This window comes from Streptomyces sp. NPDC003393 (genome assembly GCF_053589015.1).
This window is the reverse complement of the sequence record NZ_JBSFRB010000062.1, coordinates 1-20,307: the sequence shown is the minus strand read 5'-3', so window position 1 is coordinate 20,307 and position 20,307 is coordinate 1. Positions and strand designations below refer to the sequence as shown.

General features: G+C 73.5%; 17 protein-coding genes and 1 rRNA gene. 4 read left to right on the top strand and 14 right to left on the bottom strand.

Translation table 11 applies throughout. The features are described 5' to 3' along the window. Positions 1-71 precede the first annotated feature (71 nt). Positions 72-1,739: a CTP synthase gene (locus ACWDUZ_RS36120; RefSeq protein WP_451636060.1), complete on the bottom strand. Its 1,668-nt coding sequence runs from the start codon at positions 1,737-1,739 to the stop codon at positions 72-74. 517 nt (positions 1,740-2,256) lie between these two features. On the opposite strand from ACWDUZ_RS36120, the gene ACWDUZ_RS36115 reads away from it, so the two are divergent. Together ACWDUZ_RS36115 and ACWDUZ_RS36110 are read left to right on the top strand one after the other, a co-directional pair. Continuing rightward, positions 2,257-4,059 carry a glycoside hydrolase family 15 protein gene (locus ACWDUZ_RS36115; RefSeq protein ID WP_451636078.1) on the top strand — a complete coding sequence of 601 codons (1,803 nt, stop codon included), beginning with the start codon at positions 2,257-2,259 and terminating at the stop codon, positions 4,057-4,059. A 46-nt stretch (positions 4,060-4,105) separates the two neighbouring features. Beyond that, a complete protein-coding gene (locus ACWDUZ_RS36110; RefSeq protein ID WP_451636059.1) occupies positions 4,106-5,737 on the top strand; it encodes a PucR family transcriptional regulator in 1,632 nt (543 codons plus the stop codon). 40 nt (positions 5,738-5,777) lie between these two features. Here the strand turns inward: ACWDUZ_RS36110 and ACWDUZ_RS36105 are convergent, their stop codons facing one another. The 6 genes from ACWDUZ_RS36105 to ACWDUZ_RS36080 all read right to left on the bottom strand — a co-directional run bounded on the left by ACWDUZ_RS36105 (position 5,778) and on the right by ACWDUZ_RS36080 (position 12,206). Beyond that, positions 5,778-6,923 (bottom strand): glycosyltransferase family 4 protein, encoded by a 1,146-nt coding sequence (locus tag ACWDUZ_RS36105; RefSeq protein WP_451636058.1) that lies wholly within the window; start codon positions 6,921-6,923, stop codon positions 5,778-5,780. A gap of 580 nt (positions 6,924-7,503) precedes the next feature. Further along, on the bottom strand, positions 7,504-8,256 hold the full coding sequence (locus ACWDUZ_RS36100; protein ID WP_451636057.1) for a hypothetical protein: 753 nt from the start codon (positions 8,254-8,256) through the stop codon (positions 7,504-7,506). A gap of 35 nt (positions 8,257-8,291) precedes the next feature. Beyond that, complete coding sequence (gene recN, locus ACWDUZ_RS36095; RefSeq protein WP_451636056.1) at positions 8,292-10,034, bottom strand: DNA repair protein RecN; 1,743 nt, start codon at positions 10,032-10,034, stop codon at positions 8,292-8,294. A 39-nt stretch (positions 10,035-10,073) separates the two neighbouring features. Beyond that, complete coding sequence (locus tag ACWDUZ_RS36090; RefSeq protein WP_451636055.1) at positions 10,074-10,991, bottom strand: NAD kinase; 918 nt, start codon at positions 10,989-10,991, stop codon at positions 10,074-10,076. Further along, entirely contained in the window at positions 10,988-11,803 is an 816-nt protein-coding gene (locus ACWDUZ_RS36085) for a TlyA family RNA methyltransferase (protein WP_451636054.1), read from the bottom strand. The genes ACWDUZ_RS36090 and ACWDUZ_RS36085 overlap by 4 nt, the downstream gene beginning before the upstream one ends. Before the next feature lie 7 nt (positions 11,804-11,810). Further along, on the bottom strand, positions 11,811-12,206 hold the full coding sequence (locus tag ACWDUZ_RS36080) for a hypothetical protein (protein ID WP_451636053.1): 396 nt from the start codon (positions 12,204-12,206) through the stop codon (positions 11,811-11,813). 42 nt (positions 12,207-12,248) lie between these two features. Here ACWDUZ_RS36080 and ACWDUZ_RS36075 point away from each other — a divergent pair, with 42 nt between their 5' ends. After that, positions 12,249-12,596 carry a sterol-binding protein gene (locus ACWDUZ_RS36075; RefSeq protein ID WP_451636052.1) on the top strand — a complete coding sequence of 116 codons (348 nt, stop codon included), beginning with the start codon at positions 12,249-12,251 and terminating at the stop codon, positions 12,594-12,596. Here ACWDUZ_RS36075 and ACWDUZ_RS36070 read toward each other — a convergent pair. The 4 genes from ACWDUZ_RS36070 to ACWDUZ_RS36055 all read right to left on the bottom strand — a co-directional run bounded on the left by ACWDUZ_RS36070 (position 12,580) and on the right by ACWDUZ_RS36055 (position 16,756). Next, positions 12,580-13,521, bottom strand: coding sequence for an ABC transporter ATP-binding protein (locus ACWDUZ_RS36070; RefSeq protein ID WP_451636051.1), 942 nt, complete (start codon positions 13,519-13,521; stop codon positions 12,580-12,582). The genes ACWDUZ_RS36075 and ACWDUZ_RS36070 overlap by 17 nt on opposite strands. Beyond that, complete coding sequence (locus ACWDUZ_RS36065; RefSeq protein ID WP_451636077.1) at positions 13,518-14,558, bottom strand: FecCD family ABC transporter permease; 1,041 nt, start codon at positions 14,556-14,558, stop codon at positions 13,518-13,520. The genes ACWDUZ_RS36070 and ACWDUZ_RS36065 overlap by 4 nt, the downstream gene beginning before the upstream one ends. Before the next feature lie 53 nt (positions 14,559-14,611). After that, on the bottom strand, positions 14,612-15,655 hold the full coding sequence (locus ACWDUZ_RS36060; protein ID WP_451636050.1) for a FecCD family ABC transporter permease: 1,044 nt from the start codon (positions 15,653-15,655) through the stop codon (positions 14,612-14,614). Between the two features lie 69 nt (positions 15,656-15,724). After that, positions 15,725-16,756: an HAD-IIA family hydrolase gene (locus ACWDUZ_RS36055; protein WP_451636049.1), complete on the bottom strand. Its 1,032-nt coding sequence runs from the start codon at positions 16,754-16,756 to the stop codon at positions 15,725-15,727. A 73-nt stretch (positions 16,757-16,829) separates the two neighbouring features. Between ACWDUZ_RS36055 and ACWDUZ_RS36050 the strand changes: the two genes are divergently transcribed. Next, entirely contained in the window at positions 16,830-18,122 is a 1,293-nt protein-coding gene (locus tag ACWDUZ_RS36050) for a DUF1015 domain-containing protein (protein WP_451636048.1), read from the top strand. A 79-nt stretch (positions 18,123-18,201) separates the two neighbouring features. Here ACWDUZ_RS36050 and ACWDUZ_RS36045 read toward each other — a convergent pair whose 3' ends face one another. The 3 genes from ACWDUZ_RS36045 to rrf form a co-directional block, all read right to left on the bottom strand. Next, positions 18,202-18,978, bottom strand: a complete 777-nt coding sequence (locus ACWDUZ_RS36045) for a hypothetical protein (RefSeq protein ID WP_451636076.1) — start codon at positions 18,976-18,978, stop codon at positions 18,202-18,204. After that, positions 18,870-20,087, bottom strand: a complete 1,218-nt coding sequence (locus ACWDUZ_RS36040; protein ID WP_451636075.1) for a hypothetical protein — start codon at positions 20,085-20,087, stop codon at positions 18,870-18,872. Before ACWDUZ_RS36040 ends, ACWDUZ_RS36045 begins: the two co-directional genes overlap by 109 nt. A gap of 128 nt (positions 20,088-20,215) precedes the next feature. Next, positions 20,216-20,307: ribosomal RNA gene (gene rrf / locus ACWDUZ_RS36035) — 5S ribosomal RNA — on the bottom strand; the annotation flags it as partial.

Here is a 20,307-nt window from a genome sequence, read left to right as displayed (position 1 = left end):
CTGACGTACACAAAAGCCGGGGTGCCCGCCGTTGAGGGGTGGGCACCCCGGCAACCGTACAACCGGGTGTGCTACTTCGAGTTCTTCCGCTCGACCGCGGCCTTCACCAGGCCCGCGAACAGCGGGTGCGGGCGGGTCGGGCGCGACCGCAGCTCCGGGTGCGCCTGCGTGGCGACCAGGTAGGGGTGGACGTCGCGCGGGTACTCCACGTACTCGACGAGCTTGCCGTCGGGGGACGTGCCGGAGAAGACGATGCCCGCCTTCTTCTCCAGCTCGGCGCGGTAGGCGTTGTTGACCTCGTAGCGGTGGCGGTGGCGCTCCTCGACGTACTCCTTGCCGTCGTAGACCTCCCGCACGATCGAGCCCTCGGCCAGCTTGGCCGGGTACATCCCCAGCCGCATGGTCCCGCCCATGTCGCCCTCACCGGCGACGATGTCCATCTGCTCGGCCATGGTGGAGATGACCGGGTGGGCGGTGGCCGGGTCGAACTCGGTGGAGTTGGCGTCCGGGACGTCGGCCAGGTTGCGCGCGGCCTCGATCACGATGCACTGCAGGCCCAGGCACAGGCCGAGCAGCGGGATCTTGTTCTCACGGGCGTAGCGGATGGCGCCCACCTTGCCGAGCACCCCGCGGTCACCGAACCCGCCCGGGATGCAGATGCCGTCGACGTCCCCGAGCTGCGCCTGGGCGCCGGCCGGGGTCTTGCAGTCGTCGGAGGTGACCCACTTGATCTTCACCCGGGCCTTGTTGGCGAAGCCGCCCGCGCGCAGCGCCTCGGTCACCGACAGGTAGGCGTCGGGCAGGTCGATGTACTTGCCGACCAGGGCGAGGGTGATCTCGTGGTCGGGGTTGTGGACGCGGTCGAGCAGGTCGTCCCAGGTCGTCCAGTCCACGTCACGGAAGGGCAGGTCCAGCTTGCGCACCACGTACGCGTCCAGGCCCTCGGAGTGCACGACCTTCGGGATGTCGTAGATGGAGCGGGCGTCGGGGCAGGCCACGACGGCGGCCTCGTCGACGTCACACATCAGGGAGATCTTGCGCTTGATCGCGGTCGGCACCTCGCGGTCGCAGCGCAGCACGATGGCGTCCGGCTGGATACCGATGTTGCGCAGGGCGGCGACCGAGTGCTGGGTCGGCTTGGTCTTCAGCTCGCCGGAGGGGCCGATGTAGGGCAGGAGCGAGATGTGCACCACGAAGACGTTGTCCCGGCCCACCTCGTGGCGCACCTGGCGGACGGTCTCCAGGAACGGCAGCGACTCGATGTCGCCGACCGTGCCGCCGACCTCGGTGATGACGACGTCCACCTCGTCGGTGGCCATGCGCCGGATGCGGTGCTTGATCTCGTTGGTGATGTGCGGGATGACCTGCACCGTGTCGCCGAGGTACTCGCCGCGCCGCTCCTTGGCGATCACCGTGGAGTACACCTGGCCTGTAGTGACATTGGCGGTGCCGTCCAGGTCACGGTCGAGGAAGCGCTCGTAGTGTCCGATGTCCAGGTCGGTCTCGGCGCCGTCGTTGGTGACGAACACCTCACCGTGCTGGAAGGGGTTCATGGTGCCCGGGTCCACGTTCAGGTACGGGTCGAGCTTCTGCATCACCACGCGCAGGCCGCGGGCCTTGAGCAGCATGCCCAGGCTGGAGGCGGTGAGGCCCTTGCCGAGCGAGGAGGCGACACCCCCGGTGACGAAGATGTGCTTGGTCGTCGTGGCTGTGCTGTTCCGGAAAACAGTGGGCGGCATGGCCAAGAGGGGGCTCCCGTGGTCGCGGTCTGTCGTGCGGTACGGCGGTCCGGCCCGGGGAACCCGGGTAGTCCGGCTGGGGTGCCGTCGCTGCGGTTCGGGGGTTTCGAGCCCACCGGTCCACGGGCTACCAGGGTATCAGCGCCGGAGGGCGATGGCTTCCGGCCACGCTCCGCACACAACCCGATACGGACGTCGACCGCTTACAGTTTCCTCACCCGTGGCTCACCCGTTCGGCGCATGCGGGTTGCCGGGAGCGGCGCGCGGATCATGTACGTGCGTCGTATCCTGCTCGGACACTCGCTGCCGAGCACGGCCGGCAACACGGCACACCCCAGCCCGTATACACCGGAACAACAAGAGCTCGTCAGTTCGTTGAGCGAAGGTTGTCGTTCTGCCCCCGAGGCCGACCGGCGGTCGTTCCACCGCTCAGCGACGCTTTACAACCACCCCTTGACCGCACTAAGCGACAGCCCCTTTCGTGGGGCGTGACGTGGCCGTTCGACTGGAGTTGCACGTGGCCGGGCGCATCGAAGACTACGCACTCATCGGAGACATGCAGACCGCCGCCCTGGTCTGCCGGGACGGAACGGTCGACTGGCTGTGCCTGCCCCGCTTCGACTCGCATGCCATCTTCGCCGGTCTGCTGGGTAACGAGGAACACGGTTTCTGGCGGCTGGGCCCCGCCCACCAGGCCGACGCCAGGCCGCCGGCGGCCGCCCGGCGCAGCTACCGCGGCGACTCGCTGGTCCTGGAGTCGGAGTGGGACACCCCGCGCGGCACGGTCCGGGTGACCGACTTCATGCCGCCGCGTGACGGCGCCCCGCAGCTGATCCGCATCGTCGAGGGCGTCACGGGCCGGGTTCCGATGCGCTCGGCGCTGCGCATGCGCTTCTCCTACGGCCGGGTGGTGCCCTGGGTGCACCGGCACGAGTCGCGCACGGTGGCGGTGGCCGGCCCGGACTCCGTGTGGTTCGACACAGAGGTGGAGACCTACGGCGAGTCGCTGACCACGTACGCGGACTTCACCGTCGCTCCGGGTGACCGGGTCGCGTTCACGATCTCCTGGCAGCCCTCGCACAAGGAGCCGCCGCCGTTGCCGGAGCCCGAGCAGTCGCTGGAGGCGACGGAGGACTTCTGGCGCGACTGGGTCGCGCACTGCACGTACCACGGGCCCTACCGCGAGGCCGTGATCCGCTCCCTGATCACCCTCAAGGCGCTGACGTACGCTCCGACCGGCGGCATCGTCGCGGCGCCCACCACGTCCCTTCCGGAGGACATCGGGGGCGTGCGCAACTGGGACTACCGCTACACCTGGCTGCGGGACGCGGCGATCACCCTGTCCTCCCTGCTGCGCACCGGCTACCGCGAGGAGGCGCGCGCCTGGCGCGAGTGGCTGCTGCGGGCGGTCGCCGGGGACCCCGACAACCTCCAGATCATGTACGGCATCGCCGGTGAGCGTGAACTCGGCGAGGCGGAGCTGGACTGGCTCCCCGGCTACGAGAACTCCGCGCCGGTCCGGGTGGGCAACGGCGCCGCGCACCAGCTCCAGCTGGACGTCTACGGCGAGGTCACCGAGGCGCTGCACCTGGGCAACATGACGGGCCTGGCCCGCAACGACTACGCCTCGCTGCTCCAGCTCAAGCTGATCCGCTACCTCGAGAAGCACTGGCAGGAGCCGGACGAGGGCATCTGGGAGGTGCGCGGGCCGCGCCGCCACTTCGTGCACTCCAAGGTCATGGCGTGGGTCGCCGTGGACCGCACGATCAAGCTGCTGGAGTCCGGCGACGTCGACGGCCCGCTGGAGCGGTGGAAGGAGCTGCGCGACGAGATCCACCGGGACGTGTGCGAGAAGGGCTACGACAAGGAGCGCAACACCTTCACGCAGTCCTACGGATCGCGCGAGCTGGACGCCTCCCTGCTGCTGATCCCGCAGATGGGCTTCCTGCCGCCGGACGACAAGCGGGTGATCGGCACCATCGAGGCGATCCAGCGCGAGCTGTCCACCACGGACGGCTTCATCCTGCGCTACCCGACCGACGGCGAGCACCGCGGTGTCGACGGCCTCCCCGGCGACGAGGGCGCCTTCCTCGCCTGCTCCTTCTGGATGGCGGACGACCTGGCGATGATCGGCCGCGTCGACGAGGCGCGCAAGCTCTTCGAGAAGCTGCTGTCGCTCCGCAACGACCTGGGGCTCCTGGCCGAGGAATGGGACCCGCGCCTGCAACGCCAGGTCGGCAACTTCCCGCAGGCCTTCAGCCATGTCCCGCTGATCGACACGGCCCTGAGGCTGACGGCGAGCGGCGCGTACGGAGGCTGAGGGCCGGCCTGCCCGCGGCACCGCGGGCACGGGTACCGTCCGCTTCATGGACCGCAGTCTCGACACCGAGGGCGCCGGCATCACCGTGCAGCGCGCCCTCGACCTCCCCGGCCTGCGCAGCGGGCTCCCGGAGGTCCTCGCCGGCGCCGACCGCCTGACCCGCACCGTCCGCTGGGTGCACGCCGGCGAGGTCCCCAACATCGCCTCGCTCCTCAAGGGCGGCGAGCTGCTGCTGACCACCGGCTACGGTCTGGGCACCCGTCCCGCCGACCAGCGGGCGTTCGTCCGCACCCTCGCCGAGCGCGGCATCGCGGCGCTGGTCGTCGAGCTGGGCCCGCGCTTCACACGCCTGCCCGCCGCCCTCGTCGAGACGGCACGCGCCGCCGGTCTGCCGCTCGTCCAGCTGCACCGCGAGGTGCCGTTCGTGACGGTCACCGAGGAGATCCACACCGAGATCGTCAACGGCCACTACGCGCTGCTCCAGCGCGCCGAGGAGGTGCACCGCCGCTGTACCGAGGCGCTGCTGGGCGGCGGCGGAGTGCCGCAGGTCCTCGGCATCCTGGCCGACTTCGGCGACAACCCGGTGTTCCTGGAGACCCCGGAGGGCCGGCTGCTGTACGCCGCGGGCTCCGGGCCCGAGGGGGCCGATCCGCTCCAGGTCTGGGAGGGGCTGCGCGGCCAGCACAAGGACGTCCCGCCCCCGGCCGGCTCGGTCCTGGTGGACGTGCCCGGCGGCGGCCCCGGCTCGGGATCGGTGCGCGCGCGGCTCGTGCTGCTGCCGGTCCGTTCACCGCTCGCGCCGGTGCACCGCATGGCCGCCGAGCGGGCCGCGGGCATCCTGGCCGTCGTACTGATGCAGGCCCGCCAGGAGGAGGAGCTGGCGGCCCGCGGGCGCGGCGACTTCCTCACCGATCTCGCCGAGGGGCGTGTCACGGCCGAGGACGCGCCCGCACAGGCACGGGTCCTCGGGTTCAGGCCGGGGGGCAGTCCGCTGTTGCCCGTGGTCATGCGGCTGGGGGACGCCCTCGCTCCGGGTGGCGGCTGGGCGGTGCTGGCGCGCGCCGTCGGCGAGGAGCTGACGGCGGTGGGCGTGCCGGTGCTCCTCGGCGTGCGGCCGGTCGAGGGCCGGGTGCTGCTGCTGGTCGGGCTGCGGTCGGAGGCGGAGCGGACGGCGGTCGCCGGCCGGGTCGCCGGGGCGCTGCGGGCCGGGGTGGAGCGGGCCGGGATGCGGCGGCCGGGCGGGCAGCCGCCGGTGGTGGTCGTCGGGGTGGCGGGAGGCTGGGCGGCGGCCTCGGCGGGCCTGAGGCACGCCGCGGAGACGGCGGCGGCGGCGCTGGGGCTGCCGGAACGGGACTGGTACGACGCCCGCCGCCTCGACATCGACCTGCTGCTGTGGCGGCTGCGCGACCACCCGGACCTGGCGGCCTTCGTGGACCGGGCGATCGGCCCGCTGCTGGATCACGACCGGCGCTCCAAGCCGCCGCTGCTGCCCACCCTGCAGACGTACCTGGCGCACGCGGGCCGCAAGGCGGAGACGGCCCGCGAGCTGCATCTGAACCGGCAGACCCTCTACAACCGCCTCGCCCGGATCGGGGAGTTGCTGGGCACCGACCTCGACGACCCGCAGACGGTCCTGGCGTTGAGCCTGGCTCTGCGCGCCCGCCGGCACGTCTCCTGAGGTCTCCTCGCCTCTCGACTCCCCTGTCCCTTCGGGGCGTTCACCAGCTCCGGCCGAGCGGCCGAGGCCGGGGCTGGGTCAACTCGTCGTAGACGCTGAGCACCTGGGCGACGGTCTCGTCCTCGGTGGGCCAGGTGGCCGCCTGCCGGGCGCCCAGGTCCCGCAGCTCCTGGCCGCGTTCGGGGTCGCCGAGCAGCCGCAGCACGGCGGCGGCGAACGCGTCCGGGTCCCCGTGGGGTACGAGTTCGGCCGCCTCGCCCACGAGTTCGCCGATGCCGCCGGTCCGCGCGGCGACGAGCGGCACCCGCGCGTGCAGGGCCTCCTGCGCGAGCACGGAGCGGGCCTCCCGGCTGCCGGGCAGCAGCGCCACGTCGGCGGCGGCGAGCAGTTCGCCCACGTCGCCGCGGCGGCCGACGAGCCGTACCGGCAGCCGCTCGTCCTCGATGCGGCGTTGCAGCAGGGGGCGGAGCGGCCCCTCCCCCGCGATCACGACCAGCGGCACCGGGTCCGCGAGACGCCAGGCGCGGGCGGCGTCCAGCAGCAGTTCGTGGCCGCGGTGCGGGTCGAGGGAGGCGACGGAGAGGAGCAACGGCCGTCCGGTGGCGCCGAGTTCGGCCCGCACCTTGGAGCGGGGGCGCTCGGGGTGCTCGTAGCCGGTGCGTGGCCGGGGCAGGGCGACCGCGGCGAGCCGGGCGTCCCGCGCGCCCCGGTGGCGGGCCCGGTCCACCAGTTCGGAGGTGGTGCCCAGGACCAGGGTGGCCGACCTGACCACCCGTCGCTCCAGTACGCGCAACAACTGCCCGCGCGGACCTTCGGCGTGGGTGTGGTTGTGCCAGGTGACGACGAGCGGGGTGCGGCGGCCGCTGAGGGCGAGCGCCGCCCGGAAGGAGGCGTGCAGTCCGTGCGCGTGCACCAGGTCGGCGCCCGCGCAGACCGTGCGCAGCGCGGCCACGGACACCGGGTCGCTGCTGCGCGGCACGGGGACGTGCTCGGCACCGACCGCGGCGAAATCGAAGGCGCGGTCGGTCTCGGCGGGAGCGCACACCGTGACCCGTACGCCCCGGGCGACCAGCCCCGCGGCCAGCGACCGCACGTGCGCGCTGCTGCCGGCGTTGCCGCCGCCCAGCACCTGCACGGTGCGCAGCGTCTGCTGACCGTGCGGTACGCGGCTGTTCACGGGGCTCACGCGGCCGGGGCTCCTGGTTCGGCGTCGGGCGGTCACGGGGAATCGCGGAGGAACGTACAGAAGGTATCGAGCCGGGGGCCGAACCGCGCGCGCCCGCTCCGCGTGCCGCCCCCGGCTCAAGGATGCCAGTACGTACGGGTGTTCCGGACACAGCGGGTCCCGGCGAGCGGGACGACACGCCCCTCCCCGACGTCCCGGCGTCACTCACACGAGTGAATCTGACAGGCCCATGGCGACGGCGGTCCGCTCTCGAACGACGCGCCGGCCGGCTCCGGCCGGCCGGCGTCAGGGGTCGCGAGCGGCAGGTTCCGGGCACCCGGGCCGCGCCAGTAAGGAACTCTTCTCAGTGGCCGTTCCGGGCGGCCCGGGTCGCCCGGGACGGCGCACTCCGTGGGGGGACACGCCCCGCGCCCCCTCCCACGCGCCGGCTCGCACGACTCGCCTCCAGCACGCGCTCCGGCCCGCCGACCCGATCACCCGGGCAGCCCGGTGCGCCTCCGCTCGACCGACGCCCGCCGCCGGGAGCGGCCGCGCGGCTGCGGGCGGTCTCCGCCGAGCTTCCTCGGACGCGCCGCCCAGCTCAGATGGGGCGGGCCGCCCACCGGCTCACCCGCTCGCCGCGGACGGCCGCCGCCACGGCCGCGGCGGCGTGGGCGACCAGTCCGGCGCGCCCGTTGCTCAGGACGGCAGCGGCGCCGAGGGCCGCGCCCAGGGCGTGCGCCCCTGTGTCGCCGAGCATGGAGCGCTCCGCCAGATCGTCGGGCAGGACCGCGGCGGCGGTTCCCGTGGCGGCGGCGGCCAGTTCGCCGCCCGGTCCGCGCCGCAGCAGTCCGGGGGCGGCGAGCGCGAGCACCGCGCCGGCGGCGCGGCCGGGGCGTACGTCCAGGAGGTTGACGGCGTGCGCGGCCCCGGCGATCACCACGCCGGCGAGCACCTTGTCGACCGGCCGCTCCTTCAGCAGCGCACCGGCGGCCAGCCCGGCCGCTCCGATCCCGAACAGCTTGACCGCCCCGCTGGTGATCTCGCCGTGCCGCAGGGCCGTGAGGTGCGCGCGGAACCCGCGCCGCGGGTCACCGGCGCCGGCGATGTCGTCGTAGGCGCCGCAGACACCGGCCGCCAGCACCGCGAGCCCGGCGGCGGGCCGCACCCGGGCGGCGGCGACCGCGGCCGCCAGGGCCGCGGCGGGCCCGGCGTACAGGTCGACCGTGCGGCCCGCGTGGTTGGTCCGCTCCCAGCGCCGGGCGCCGCCGGGCGCGGTGGCGCGCAGGACGGTGGTCGTGGCGCGGCCGAGACCGGCGGCCAGGGTGAAGGAGGTGGCGAGACGGGAGATCATCCCGCCACCCTACGCACCGCTGCCCGTACGCCCGCCTATTGATCCGCGCGGGCGGTGGCGAGCAGTTCCTCGGCGTGCGCGCGGGCCGTCTCGGAGTCCTCCTGGCCGGCCAGCATCCGGGAGAGTTCACGGATGCGGTCCTCGCCCTCCAGGACCTTCACGCCGGACCGGGTCACCGACCCGTCGTTCGTCTTCTCCACCAGCAGCTGCCGGTCGGCGAACGCGGCGACCTGGGGCAGATGGGTGACCACGACGACCTGCGCCGTCCTGGCCAGTTTCGCCAGCCGCCTGCCGATCTCCACGGCCGCCTTGCCGCCGACACCGGCGTCCACCTCGTCGAAGAGGTACGTCGGCACCGGGTCGGTCCCGGCGAAGACGACCTCGACGGCCAGCATCACGCGCGACAGCTCACCGCCGGAGGCGCCCTTGGCGATCGGCCGGGGCGGCGCCCCCGGGTGCGGGGCGAGCAGCAGCTCCACCTCGTCGACCCCGGACGGCCCGTAGGCGACCGTGCGGCCGTCCACCTCCACGCCGTCGGGGTCCTCGGTGTGCCGGATGTCGAAGGACACGCGCGCGTGCGGCATGGCGAGCGAGGCCAGCTCGGCGGTCACCGCGGCGGCGAACCGCTGCGCGGCCTCCGTCCGGGCGTCGCTCAAGGCCTGTGCGAGACCGCCCAGTTCGGTGCGCAGCGCGTCCCGCTCGGCGGTCAGCTCCCCGATCCGCTCGTCGTCGGAGTCGAGCTCGGTCAGCCGGGCGGCGCTCCGCTCGGCCCAGGCGAGCACGGCGGCGACGTCCTCGCCGTACTTGCGGGTCAGCGCGGTCAGCGCGGCCCGCCGCTCCTCGACGGCCGCCAGCCGCAGCGGGTCGGCGTCCAGGTCGTCGGCGTACCCGGCCAGCTCTCCGGCCACGTCACCCAGCAGGATGCCGATCTCGCCGATCCGGTCGGCGAGCGCGGCCAGCGCAGGGTCGTGCGCGCGCACGGCTTCCAGCGCCCGCTGGGCGCCCGCGACGAGGGTGGCCGCGTCGATGCCCTCGGGGTCCTCCGGGTTGCCCGCGAGAGCGGCGTGCGCGGCCGTGGCGGCGGACGACAGGGCCTCGGCGTGCCCGAGCCGCTCCGCCTCCTCGGCCAGCTCCGTGTCCTCCCCGGCCCGCGGTTCCACGGCGGCGATCTCGTCCAGGCCGTAGCGGAGCATGTCGGCCTCCTGGGCCCGCTCCCGCGCGCGCGTGGTGATCTCGTCCAGCTCGGCGGAGACCGCCCGCAGCCGCCGGTAGGCCTCGGTGTACTTGGCCAGTGGCACGGCGACGGCGTCGCCCGCGTACCGGTCGAGGGCCTGTCGCTGCCGGGACAGCTTCAGCAGGCCCTGCTGGTCGGTCTGCCCGTGCACGGCCACCAGGTCGTCGGCGAGCTCGGCGAGCAGTCCCACGGGCACGCTCCGGCCGCCCAGGTGGGCCCGCGAGCGCCCTTCCGCGGAAACGGTACGGCTGATCAGCAGCGCCCCGTCGTCCAGCTCCGCACCGGCCTCCTCGGCGCGCACGACGGCGGCGGCGTCCCCGGGCACGGTGACCCGCCCCTCGACGACCGCCTTGTCCGCCCCGAGCCGCACCAGCGCCGCGTCGGCCCGCCCGCCGAGCAGCAGCCCCAGGCTGGTGACCACCATGGTCTTGCCCGCGCCCGTCTCACCGGTGACGGCGGTGAACCCGGGCGAGAGCTCGACGACGGCATCGTCGATGACTCCGAGCGACCGTATCCGCATCTCTTCCAGCACGGACAAGACCATACGAGGTCCGGGGCGGCCAGTGCGACCGCCCCGCCCTTGTCACTCCGGCGAGTGGTGCGGCGCCCCGCGCCACCCGGTGGTGGGCAGCGCGAACTTCGCCACCAGCCGGTCGGTGAAGGACGCGTGGTGCAGCCGGGCCAGCCGCACCGGCACGGCCCCGCGCCGCACCTCCACGCGCGCGCCGGGCGGCAGCTCGATGGTCCGCCGGCCGTCGCACCACAGGACACCGGGCTGGATGTGCGGCAGCACCTCCACGGCGAGCACCGAGTCGGGCGAGGTGACCAGCGGCTTCGCGAACAGCGCGTGCGCGCTGATCGGCACCATCAGCAGGGCCTCCACCTCGGGCCACACCACCGGTCCCCCGGCGGAGAACGCGTACGCCGTGGAGCCCGTGGGCGTCGACAGCACGACCCCGTCGCAGCCGAACCCCGTGACCGGCCGGCCGTCGATCTCCAGGACGACTTCCAGCAGCTTCTCGGCGCCGGCCTTCTGCACGGCCGCCTCGTTCAGCGCCCAGTCCGTGTGCACGATGTCCCCGTTGCGCTGCACGACGACATCGACGGTCATGCGCTCCTCGACCTCGTAGGACCGCGCCACCACCCGGTCGACCACCCGGTCGAGGTCGTCGCGTTCGGCCTCCGCCAGGAACCCGACGCGCCCGAGGTTGACCCCGAGCATCGGCACTCCGGACGCGCGCGCGAACTCGGCGCCGCGCAGCAGCGTGCCGTCGCCGCCGAGCACGATCAGCAGTTCGCAGCCGTCCAGGCACTGCGGGGTGGCCTCCTTGACCAGCCGCACCTCGTCGGGCAGCGGCAGGTCGCGCGCCTCGTCCTCCAGTACCCGCACCCCGATGTCGTGCTGCAGCAGGCCCTTCACCACGAGTTCCGCGCTGCGGATCGCGGCCGGCCGCCCGGTGTGGGCCAGCAGGAAAACAGTTCGCGCTCGGTTCTGTGTCAACGCGGCCCCTCCGCCACTGCTCGGTCGACATCGGCCGGGTCCGGGGCGGGCGCCCCGGCGCGCAGCCAGAGAAAGTACTCGACGTTCCCGGACGGGCCGGGCAGTGGACTGGCGGTGACGCCCTTCACCCCGAGCCCCAGCTCCCACGCCCTGTCCGCCACTCCCCGCACGGCCTCCGCCCGCAGCTGCGGACTCCGTACGACGCCCCCGCTGCCCAGCCGCTCCTTCCCCACTTCGAACTGCGGTTTGACCATCATCACCAGGTCGGCGTCCGGCGTCACGCACCGCGCCAGGGCGGGCAGCACCAGGCCGAGCGGGATGAAGGAAAGATCCCCCACGACAAGATCCACAGGTTCCCCATCGATCGCCTCGAGCGTCAACTCGCGTACGTTCGTACGGTCCTTGACGCTGACGCGTTCATCGTTGCGGAGCGACCAGGCGAGCTGACCGTAGCCGACGTCGACGGCGACGACGTGCGCGGCGCCCGCCCGCAGCAGGACGTCGGTGAAGCCGCCGGTGGAGGCGCCGGCGTCCAGCGCGCGCCGGCCCTCGACGACGAGCCCGCGGGGGACGAACGCCGCGAGCGCGCCGGCGAGCTTGTGGCCGCCCCGGGAGACGTAGTCGGGATCGCTGTCGTCGGCGACGACCACGATGGCGGCGGCGGTCTCCACCTGTGTGGCGGGCTTGGTCGCGACGGTCTTGCCGACGGTGACCCGCCCGGCGGCGATCAGCTGGCCGGCGTGTTCGCGCGAGCGCGCGAGCTTCCGGCGGACCAGCTCCGCGTCCAGACGACGGCGTGCGACTCCTGCCACGTTCGGTTCAGCTCCTGTGTCGGTACGGCTGTGGGTGCGCCGGTGAGGGCGCGGGGGGCGCCGGAGGTCCCGGGCGGGCGTCGAGCGCGGTGAGCACGTCGCGCAGCGCCCCGTGTACATCCTCGTACACCTCCACGTGCCCGTCGGTGGCGAGGTGGTCCACATCGCCGAGCCGCTCCAGGGCCGCGTCCACGCCGGCGTCGCCGGTGGGGGTGCGGGGGATGTCCAGGGGGGCGGGGTCGCCGGGTGCCAGGGGGTCGTCAGCGGGTTCCGCCGGATCGTGCGCGGGTTCCCCGGCCGGGGCGGGCGCGGGGGCCGCGGCGGTGGCGTGCGCGGGGGCCGCGCTGTCCTGGTCCGCGACCGCGTCCACCGGGGCCTCGGTCTCGGGCACTGAGTCGCTCATGCCCAGACGCTACCTCGCCGCGCTGGGGTACCGTCGGTCGCGATGGCCACGATCGAGGAGTGCCGCCGCGCACTCGAGAAACTCTCCGACACCATGGCGAACGCGGAAGGGGACGTCCGCGATGCGGCGGCCCTGGACCGTTCGGTGAGCTGCCACATCACAGACCTCGACGTCAGCTTCGTGGGCCACATGAGGGACGGCCGGATCGAGGTCCGGGACACCGTCCAGGGGCCGCCGCCCGAGAAGGCCCGGATCCGGCTCGCGATGACCGGCGACGACCTGGTCGCGCTGGTGGGCGGCGAGCTGCACTTCGCCACGGCCTGGGGGTCGGGCCGGGTGAAGCTGGAGGCGAGCCTGCTGGACCTGTTCCGGCTCAGGAAACTTCTGTAGCACCGGCGACGCGCCCGGCTTCCACCCGTGGCGCCGCCTTGCGGGCCCGTGCCGTGCGCGCGGCCGGCACCACCAGCGGGGTCCCCGTCTCGGGGTCCTCGATGACCTGACAGCGCAGCCCGAACACCTCCCGCACCAGCTCGGCCGTGACGATGTCGTTCGGCGCACCCTGGGCGACGACCCTTCCGGCGCGCAGGGCGACGAGGTGGGTGGCGTAGCGGGCGGCGTGGTTGAGGTCGTGCAGCACGGCGACCAGGGTGCGCCCCTGCTCCTCGTGCAGTTCGGCGCACAGGTCCAGGACGTCGATCTGGTGACGGATGTCCAGATACGTCGTCGGCTCGTCGAGCAACAGCAGCGGTGTCTGCTGGGCGAGGGCCATGGCGATCCACACGCGCTGCCGCTGGCCGCCCGACAGCTCGTCGACGTACCGTTCGGCGAGCTCGGCGACGCCCGTCCGCGCCATGGACTCCTGTACGACCCGCTCGTCCTCGGCCGACCACTGCCGTAGGAGACCCTGGTGCGGGTAGCGGCCGCGGCCCACCAGGTCGCCGACGGTGATCCCGTCGGGCGCGATCGACGACTGCGGCAGCAGGCCGAGCGTGCGGGCGACCTTCTTGGCGGGCATCGACTGGATGACCTGCCCGTCGAGCAGCACCCGTCCCTGGGCGGGCTTGAGCATCCGGGACAGCCCCCGCAGCAGCGTGGACTTGCCGCACGCGTTCGGGCCGACGATCACCGTGAAGGAGTTGTCGGGTATCTCCACCGACAGTTGCTCGGCGATGACCCGTCGGTCGTAGGCGAGGGTGACGTCGTCGGCGGACAGACGGTTCACGGTGCTCCTCCTGCTGTTCTCGTGCCGCTCGCCGGCGGAGTCATGGCGGGGCTCGTGGCCGGGCTCGTGACCCGGCTCGTGGGGGGTGCTCATATCCGGCCCTTCCTGCGCTCGGCGACCAGCAGCCGGAGCAGGTACACGCCGCCGAGCACGCCGGTGACGACGCCGACGGGCAGCTGGTCGGCGCCGAAGGCGCGCTGCGAGGCCCAGTCGGCGGTGACGAGCAGGGCGGCGCCCATGCACAGGGACGGCACCAGGTTCGGGCCGGGTGACCGGGTGAGGCGCCGGGCCAGCTGCGGCGCGGTCAGGGCGACGAAGGCGACCGGACCGGCCGCGGCGGTGGCGGCCGCGGTGAGCAGGACCGCCGATGCCATCAGCAGCAGCCGTACGCGCTCCACGCGCACCCCGAGGGCGTACGCCGTGTCGTCGCCCATCTCCAGCATCCGCAGCCCGCGCGCGTTGCCGAGGACGAGCGGCAGGAGCAGGACGCACAGGATCACCAAAGGCCACACCTGGCTCCAGTCCCGGCCGTCGAGCGAGCCCGCCATCCAGACGACCGCGCGGGCCGCGTCGACGAAGTCGGCCTTGGTGACCAGGTAGCCGTTGACCGCGGTGGCGACCGCGTTGACGCCGATGCCGACGAGGACCAGCCGGTATCCGTGCACGCCCCGCTTCCAGGCGAGGAGGTAGACGGCGAGCCCGGTCACCAGGCCGCCGACGAGCGCGCCGAGGGTGACCGCGGCGGCGCCGCCGGAGAACAGGACGATCACCGTGAGCGCGCCGGCCGTCGCACCCTGGGCCAGGCCGAGGACGTCGGGGCTGCCCAGCGGGTTGCGCGAGACGGACTGGAACAGCGCCCCGCCCAGTCCGAGGCAGGCGCCGACCAGCAGCCCGACCAGGACCCGCGGCAGCCGCAGCTCACGGACGATGAACTCCTGGCCCGGGCTGCCCTGTCCGAGCAGTGTCTTCAGCACGTCCGAGGCCGGGATCGGGAAGTCGCCGGTGCCGATCAGCACGACACTCGCGGCCAGGGCGGCCAGCACCAGCAGCACGACGACGGTCAGCCCCCGGACGTCCAGGCGGAAGGACAGCCCGCCCGGGGCGCGCACGGCACGTGCGGTCCGCGGCACCGGGGCGGCACGAGAAGTGCGGGCGGCGGCGCCGGGGGTGCGGGTGGTGGTCTTCACAGCTGGGCCGTCCTCCGCCGCCGTACGAGCAGGATGAACACCGGGCCGCCGATGATCGCGGTGACGACCCCGACCTGGACCTCGGCGGGCCGGGCGACGAGCCGTCCGACGACGTCGGCGCCGAGCAGCAGCACCGGGGAGAGGACCGTGGCGTAGGGCAGGATCCAGCGCAGGTCGGGCCCGGTGAAGGAGCGGACGACGTGCGGGACCATCAGCCCGACGAAGACGATCGGCCCGCAGGCGGCGGTCGCGGCCCCGCACAGCACGGTCGCGGCGAGCATGGCCAGCGCCCGGGTGCGGTTGAGGCGCACGCCGAGGGCGCGCGCGGTGTCGTCGCCCATCGCGACCGCGTTGAGCGGCCGGGCGAGCAGCAGTGCGAGGACCGTGCCGGCCAGGCAGAACGGCAGCACCTGGACGATGGTCGCGTCCGTGGCGGAGGCCAGGGACCCCACGGTCCAGAAGCGCATCCTCCCCAGCGCCGCGTCGTCCATGATCATGACGGCCTGGAGATAGCCGTAGAGCGCGGCGCCGATCGCGGTTCCGGCGAGCGCGAGCCGTACGGGCGTGGCCCCCCGTCCGCCGCCCAGGAACCACACCAGCGCGCCCACCACGGCGGCGCCGAGGAAGGCGAACCACACATAGCCGCTCAGGCTGGTGACGCCGAACCAGGTGATGGCGGTGACGACGGCGGCCGCCGCGCCCGCGTTGATGCCCAGGATCCCCGGGTCGGCCAGCGGATTGCGGGTCAGCGCCTGGAGCACCGCCCCGGACAGCCCGAGCGCGGCCCCGGCGAGCAGCCCCAGGAGGGTCCGGGACAGCCGCTCGCCGACCACGACGTCGCCGTAGGTCCCCGAGTCCTGGAACAGGCCGTGCCAGACCTGGTCCGGCGAGAGCTCCTTCGCCCCGACCGCGATGCTCGCCAGGGCCACGAGCACCAGGATCACGGCGGAGGCGAGGAGCCCGAGGGCCCGCGCCCCACGACGGGTCGGTGGCGCCGCGGCCACCGCGGCGCGCTCTTCCGGAACACTGTCGACCAACACGGAGTTAGGTTAGCCTACCCTCGCTACCGTCTCGACAAGGCGTCAGCGTGTGCGCAGGGAACGGCCGCTTCACAACCCCAGTCGTGCCAGCGCCTTCCCTCCGTCCAGCTCACACGCGCTCTCGCCACCCGCCGCCGTCCACGCCGCCGCGCACAGCGCGCGCAGCCCGTCCATCGACTCCCCGTCGCCGGTCAGCTCCAACCGGTCCGCACCGGCCGTCGCCGTCCACCCACCGCACCGGAAACCATCACCCGCGCGAGTGATCTCCGGCTGCCCGGTGAGCAGCCCGCGCAGATCGGCGTCCACGTACGTCGGCCGGTGCCGCGGCGGCGCGGTGAGCAGGCGCGCCCCGTCGGTGACCCCGGTCAGCACCAGCAGCGAGTCGACCCCTCCGTTGAAGGCGCCCTCGATGTCCGTGTCCAGCCGGTCCCCGACGACCAGGGGCCGCCGCGCGCCGGTGCGCAGGATCGTCTCGCGGTGCATCGGCGGCAGCGGCTTCCCCGCCACCTGCGGCTCCGCGCCCGTCGCGATGCGCACGACCTCCACCGCCGCGCCGTTGCCGGGCGCGATGCCCCGCGCGCTCGGGATCGTCAGATCGGTGTTGGAGGCGAACCACGGCACCCCGCGCGCGATGGCGTAACAGGCTTCCGCGAAGCGCCCCCACGGCAGCTCCGGACCGCCGTACCCCTGCACCACCGCCACCGGGTCGTCGTCGGCCGACTCCACCGGCTCCAGACCGCGCTCGCGCAGCGCCACCCGCAGCCCCTCGCCGCCGATGACCAGCACCCGCGCCCCCTCCGGCACCTGGTCGGCGATCAGCCGGGCCACCGCCTGCGCCGAGGTCACGACATCGGACGCCCGAGCCGGTATACCCAGCTCGGTGAGGTGCGCGGCCACCGTGTCCGGTGGGCGCAGCGCATTGTTGGTGACGTACGCCAGGTGCATCCCGGCCGCGCGGGCGGCGGCCAGCGAGTCGACCGCGTGCGCGATCGCGCTGCCCCCCGCGTACACCACTCCGTCCAGATCGAGCAGGGCCGTGTCGTACGCCTCGCTCAGGGCCTGCCCACTGCCCTCGGGCCTCAGCCTGACGCCCTGACTCATTGCGCATCGCTCCTCGTGGTACCGGTTTTCCCCCGATCATCCCCCATGCCATCGACACACGTACGATGCCGGGATGAACACAGCAGGTCACTCACCGGCACCAACGCGCCGGGGCCTCGAACTCACTCCGTTCCGAGGCCTTCGCTACGCCCCCGAACGGGTCGGGAGCCTTGCCGCCGTGACGTCCCCGCCGTACGACGTCGTCGTACGCCCCGACGGCCTGCACCACCTCCAGTCCGCCGATCCCCACAACATCGTCCGCCTGATCCTCCCCCAGGCCGACACGCCCTCCGCCCGCAACGAGCAGGCGGCCGACACCCTGCGCCGCTGGCTGTCCGAAGGCGTGCTGACCCTCGACCCCGAACCGGGCCTGTACGTCTACGAGCAGCGCGACGGCGACGGCATGCTGCAACGGGGACTGATCGGCGCGCTGCGCGTGTCGGATCCGGAGGACGGCGTGGTGCTGCCGCACGAGGACGTGATGCCGCACGTCGTCGCGGACCGAGCGGCCCTGATGCGGGCCACCCGCACCAATCTCGAACCCCTGCTGCTCACCTACCGCGGCAACGGCTCCACCACGGCCACCGCCGGCGTCGTCGAACGCGCCGCCTCCCGGCCCCCGTTGCTGGCGACGACCACCGAGGACGGCTTCCACCACCGCCTGTGGGCCGTCACCGACCCCGCCGACCTGGCCGCCATCGGCGACGAACTGGCGAAACAGCAGGCGCTGATCGCCGACGGTCACCATCGCTGGGCGACCTACCGGCGCCTGCGCGCCGAGCACCCCTCCCCCAGTGCCTGGGACTTCGGCCTGGTCCTCCTGGTCGACACCGCCCGATACCCCCTCCGGGTCCGCGCCATCCACCGTCTGCTGCACGGCGTACCGGTCGCCGACGCGGTGTCCACGCTGGACGGCCTGTTCCGCGTACGGCGACTGGAACTGCCCTTGACCGAGGCCCTGGCGGTGCTGGCGGACGCGGCCTGCGCGGGCAACGCCTTCCTGCTCGCGGGCGACGGCGCCTTCCACCTCGTGGACCGCCCGGACCCCGCACTGCTGGCCCGCACGGTTCCGTCCGACCGTCCGGCGGCCTGGCGCACGCTGGACGCGACCGTCCTGCACGCCGCGCTCCTCGAGCACGTCTGGCACATCCCCGAGGACGATCCGACCCGTATCGCGTACATCCACGACACGGCCGCCACCGTGGCGAAGGCCGAGCACGACGGCGGTACGGCCGTCCTGCTGCACCCGGTGCGTGAGGAGGTGGTCCGCGAGCTGGCCCGCCAGGGCATCACGATGCCCCGCAAGTCGACCTCGTTCGGCCCGAAGCCGGCGACGGGGCTGGTGCTGCGGGCACTGGACCTGTGACGTGGACGAGGGGTGGCCCCGACCGGTTTCACGGTCCGGGCCACCCCTCATCCGTCCTGGCGCTGCCTCACGGCGGGAGTCAGACCTCGCGGTCGTCCTCGACGCCCTTGGCGTCCTTCGGGCTCTCCGGGGAGCCGCCCTCGGACGCGTCCTGGGAGCCGTCCGTGTCCTCGCTCTCGTCGAGCGCGTCGGTGAACTCCACGCCGTCCAGCTCGGCCAGCCGGTCCGAGGCGTCGGTGCTGCCGTCCCGGTCGGCCTCGACGGCCTTGGCGAACCACTCCCGCGCCTCGGCCTCCCGTCCCACGGCCAGCAACGCGTCGGCGTAGGCGTACCGCAGCCGCGCGGTCCAGGGCTGCACGGAGTTGGAGGCCAGCTCGGGGCTCTGCAACGTCACGATGGCCGCGTCCAGTTGGCCCATGTCCCGCCGGGCGCCGGCCGCGACGAGCCGCATCTCCACCTGCCCGGCCTTGTCGAGCTTGTGCACCTCCGGTGCCCCGGCCATGTCCAGTGCCTTCTCCGGCCGCCCGAGCCCACGCTCGCAGTCGGCCATGACCGGCCACAGGTCGACGTTGCCGGTCATCCGCCGGGCGGCTCGGAACTCGGCGAGCGCCTCGGCGTACTTCTGGCTCGCGTACGCCGCGAAGCCGGCCGCCTCCCGTACGGCGGCGACACGGGACGCCAACCGCAGGGCGACCCTGGAGTAGCCGTAGGCGGCCTCCGGGTCCTCGTCGATGAGCCGCGCGACCATCACCAGGTTCCTGGCGACATCCTCGGCGAGGGTCTTGGGCAGGCTCTGCAGTTCCTGCCGCACGTCCTTGTCGATCTCCTCGCCGGTGACCTCCTGCGGGATCGGCAGCCGCTTGATCGGCTCCCGGTCGCGGTCACGGTCGCGACCCCGGTCCCGGTCGTCACGGCCGCGGAAGCCGCCACGCCGGTCGTCACGCCGGTCGTCACGCCGGTCGTCGCGACGGTCGTCACGACGGTCGTCACGGCCGCGGAAGCCGCCGGGGCGGCCACCGCGGTCCTCCCGACGAGGGCCGCGTCCGCCGCGGTCGTCACGCCCGCGGAAGCCACCGCGCTCGCCGCGCTCGCCTCGTTCACTCCGGTCGTCACGGCGGTAGGAGGGGCGGTCGTCACGGCGGAAACCGCCACGGTCACCCCGGTCGCGGTCCCGGTCGCGGTCATCGCGCCGGCCGTAGCCACCACGGTCGCCATCGCGCCGGTCATCACGACGGTCATCACGGCGGTCGTCCCGCCGAAAACCGCCACGGTCACCACGGTCGTCACGGCGCGCGTAACCACCGCGGTCGTCGTCACCGCGGCCGTAACCACGGTCGTCGTCACGGCGGAAGCCCCGGCGGTCGTCCCTGCGGTCCGCGTCACGGCGGTCGTCAGGGCGGTCGTCACGCCGGTCATCACGCCGATACGAGGGGCGGTCATCACGCCGGTCATCACGGCGGTCGTCACGCCGATACGAGGGGCGGTCGTCACGCCGGTCGTCGCGGCGGTCGTCACGCCGGTACGAGGGGCGGTCGTCACGGCGGAAACCGCCACGGTCACCCCGGTCGCGATCCCGGTCGCGGTCATCGCGCCGGCCGTAGCCACCACGGTCGCCATCGCGCCGGTCGTCACGACGCTCGTCACGCCGGTCATCACGACGGTCGTCACGGCGGAAACCGCCACGGTCACCCCGGTCGCGATCCCGGTCGCGGTCATCGCGCCGGCCGTAGCCACCACGGTCGCCATCGCGCCGGTCGTCACGACGCTCGTCGCGCCGGTCGTCACGACGCTCGTCACGCCGGTCATCACGACGGTCGTCACGCCGAAAACCGCCACGGTCACCACGGTCGTCGCCTCGACGATCATCCCGACGGCCGTACCCACCACGGTCGTTGGAGCGACGCGGACCACCACGGTATCCGCCACGGTCACCGCGTTCGCCAACGTCCCGGCGGCGCTGATCACGCTCCGGACGCTCGTCGGGAGAGTTGGTGGACATCGGTGACTCCTGTCTTCGGTACTGCAAGCATTGTAAAAACGAAAGGACCCCTGGTCCCAGCTGAACGCTGGTGACCAGGGGTCCTCCAAAGATTGTTCGGCGGTGTCCTACTCTCCCACAGGGTCCCCCCTGCAGTACCATCGGCGCTGTAAGGCTTAGCTTCCGGGTTCGAAATGTAACCGGGCG

Excerpts from the sequence above, each read along its gene's own strand:
- ACWDUZ_RS36080 (WP_451636053.1), bottom strand. The coding sequence starts at position 12,206 with ATGAGCGACTCAGTGCCCGAGACCGAGGCCCCGGTGGACGCGGTCGCG.
- ACWDUZ_RS36075 (WP_451636052.1), top strand. The coding sequence starts at position 12,249 with ATGGCCACGATCGAGGAGTGCCGCCGCGCACTCGAGAAACTCTCCGAC.
- ACWDUZ_RS36070 (WP_451636051.1), bottom strand. The coding sequence starts at position 13,521 with ATGAGCACCCCCCACGAGCCGGGTCACGAGCCCGGCCACGAGCCCCGC.
- ACWDUZ_RS36055 (WP_451636049.1), bottom strand. The coding sequence starts at position 16,756 with ATGAGTCAGGGCGTCAGGCTGAGGCCCGAGGGCAGTGGGCAGGCCCTG.
- recN (WP_451636056.1), bottom strand. The coding sequence starts at position 10,034 with ATGGTCTTGTCCGTGCTGGAAGAGATGCGGATACGGTCGCTCGGAGTC.
- ACWDUZ_RS36110 (WP_451636059.1), top strand. The coding sequence starts at position 4,106 with ATGGACCGCAGTCTCGACACCGAGGGCGCCGGCATCACCGTGCAGCGC.
- ACWDUZ_RS36050 (WP_451636048.1), top strand. The coding sequence starts at position 16,830 with ATGAACACAGCAGGTCACTCACCGGCACCAACGCGCCGGGGCCTCGAA.
- ACWDUZ_RS36100 (WP_451636057.1), bottom strand. The coding sequence starts at position 8,256 with ATGATCTCCCGTCTCGCCACCTCCTTCACCCTGGCCGCCGGTCTCGGC.
- ACWDUZ_RS36120 (WP_451636060.1), bottom strand. The coding sequence starts at position 1,739 with ATGCCGCCCACTGTTTTCCGGAACAGCACAGCCACGACGACCAAGCAC.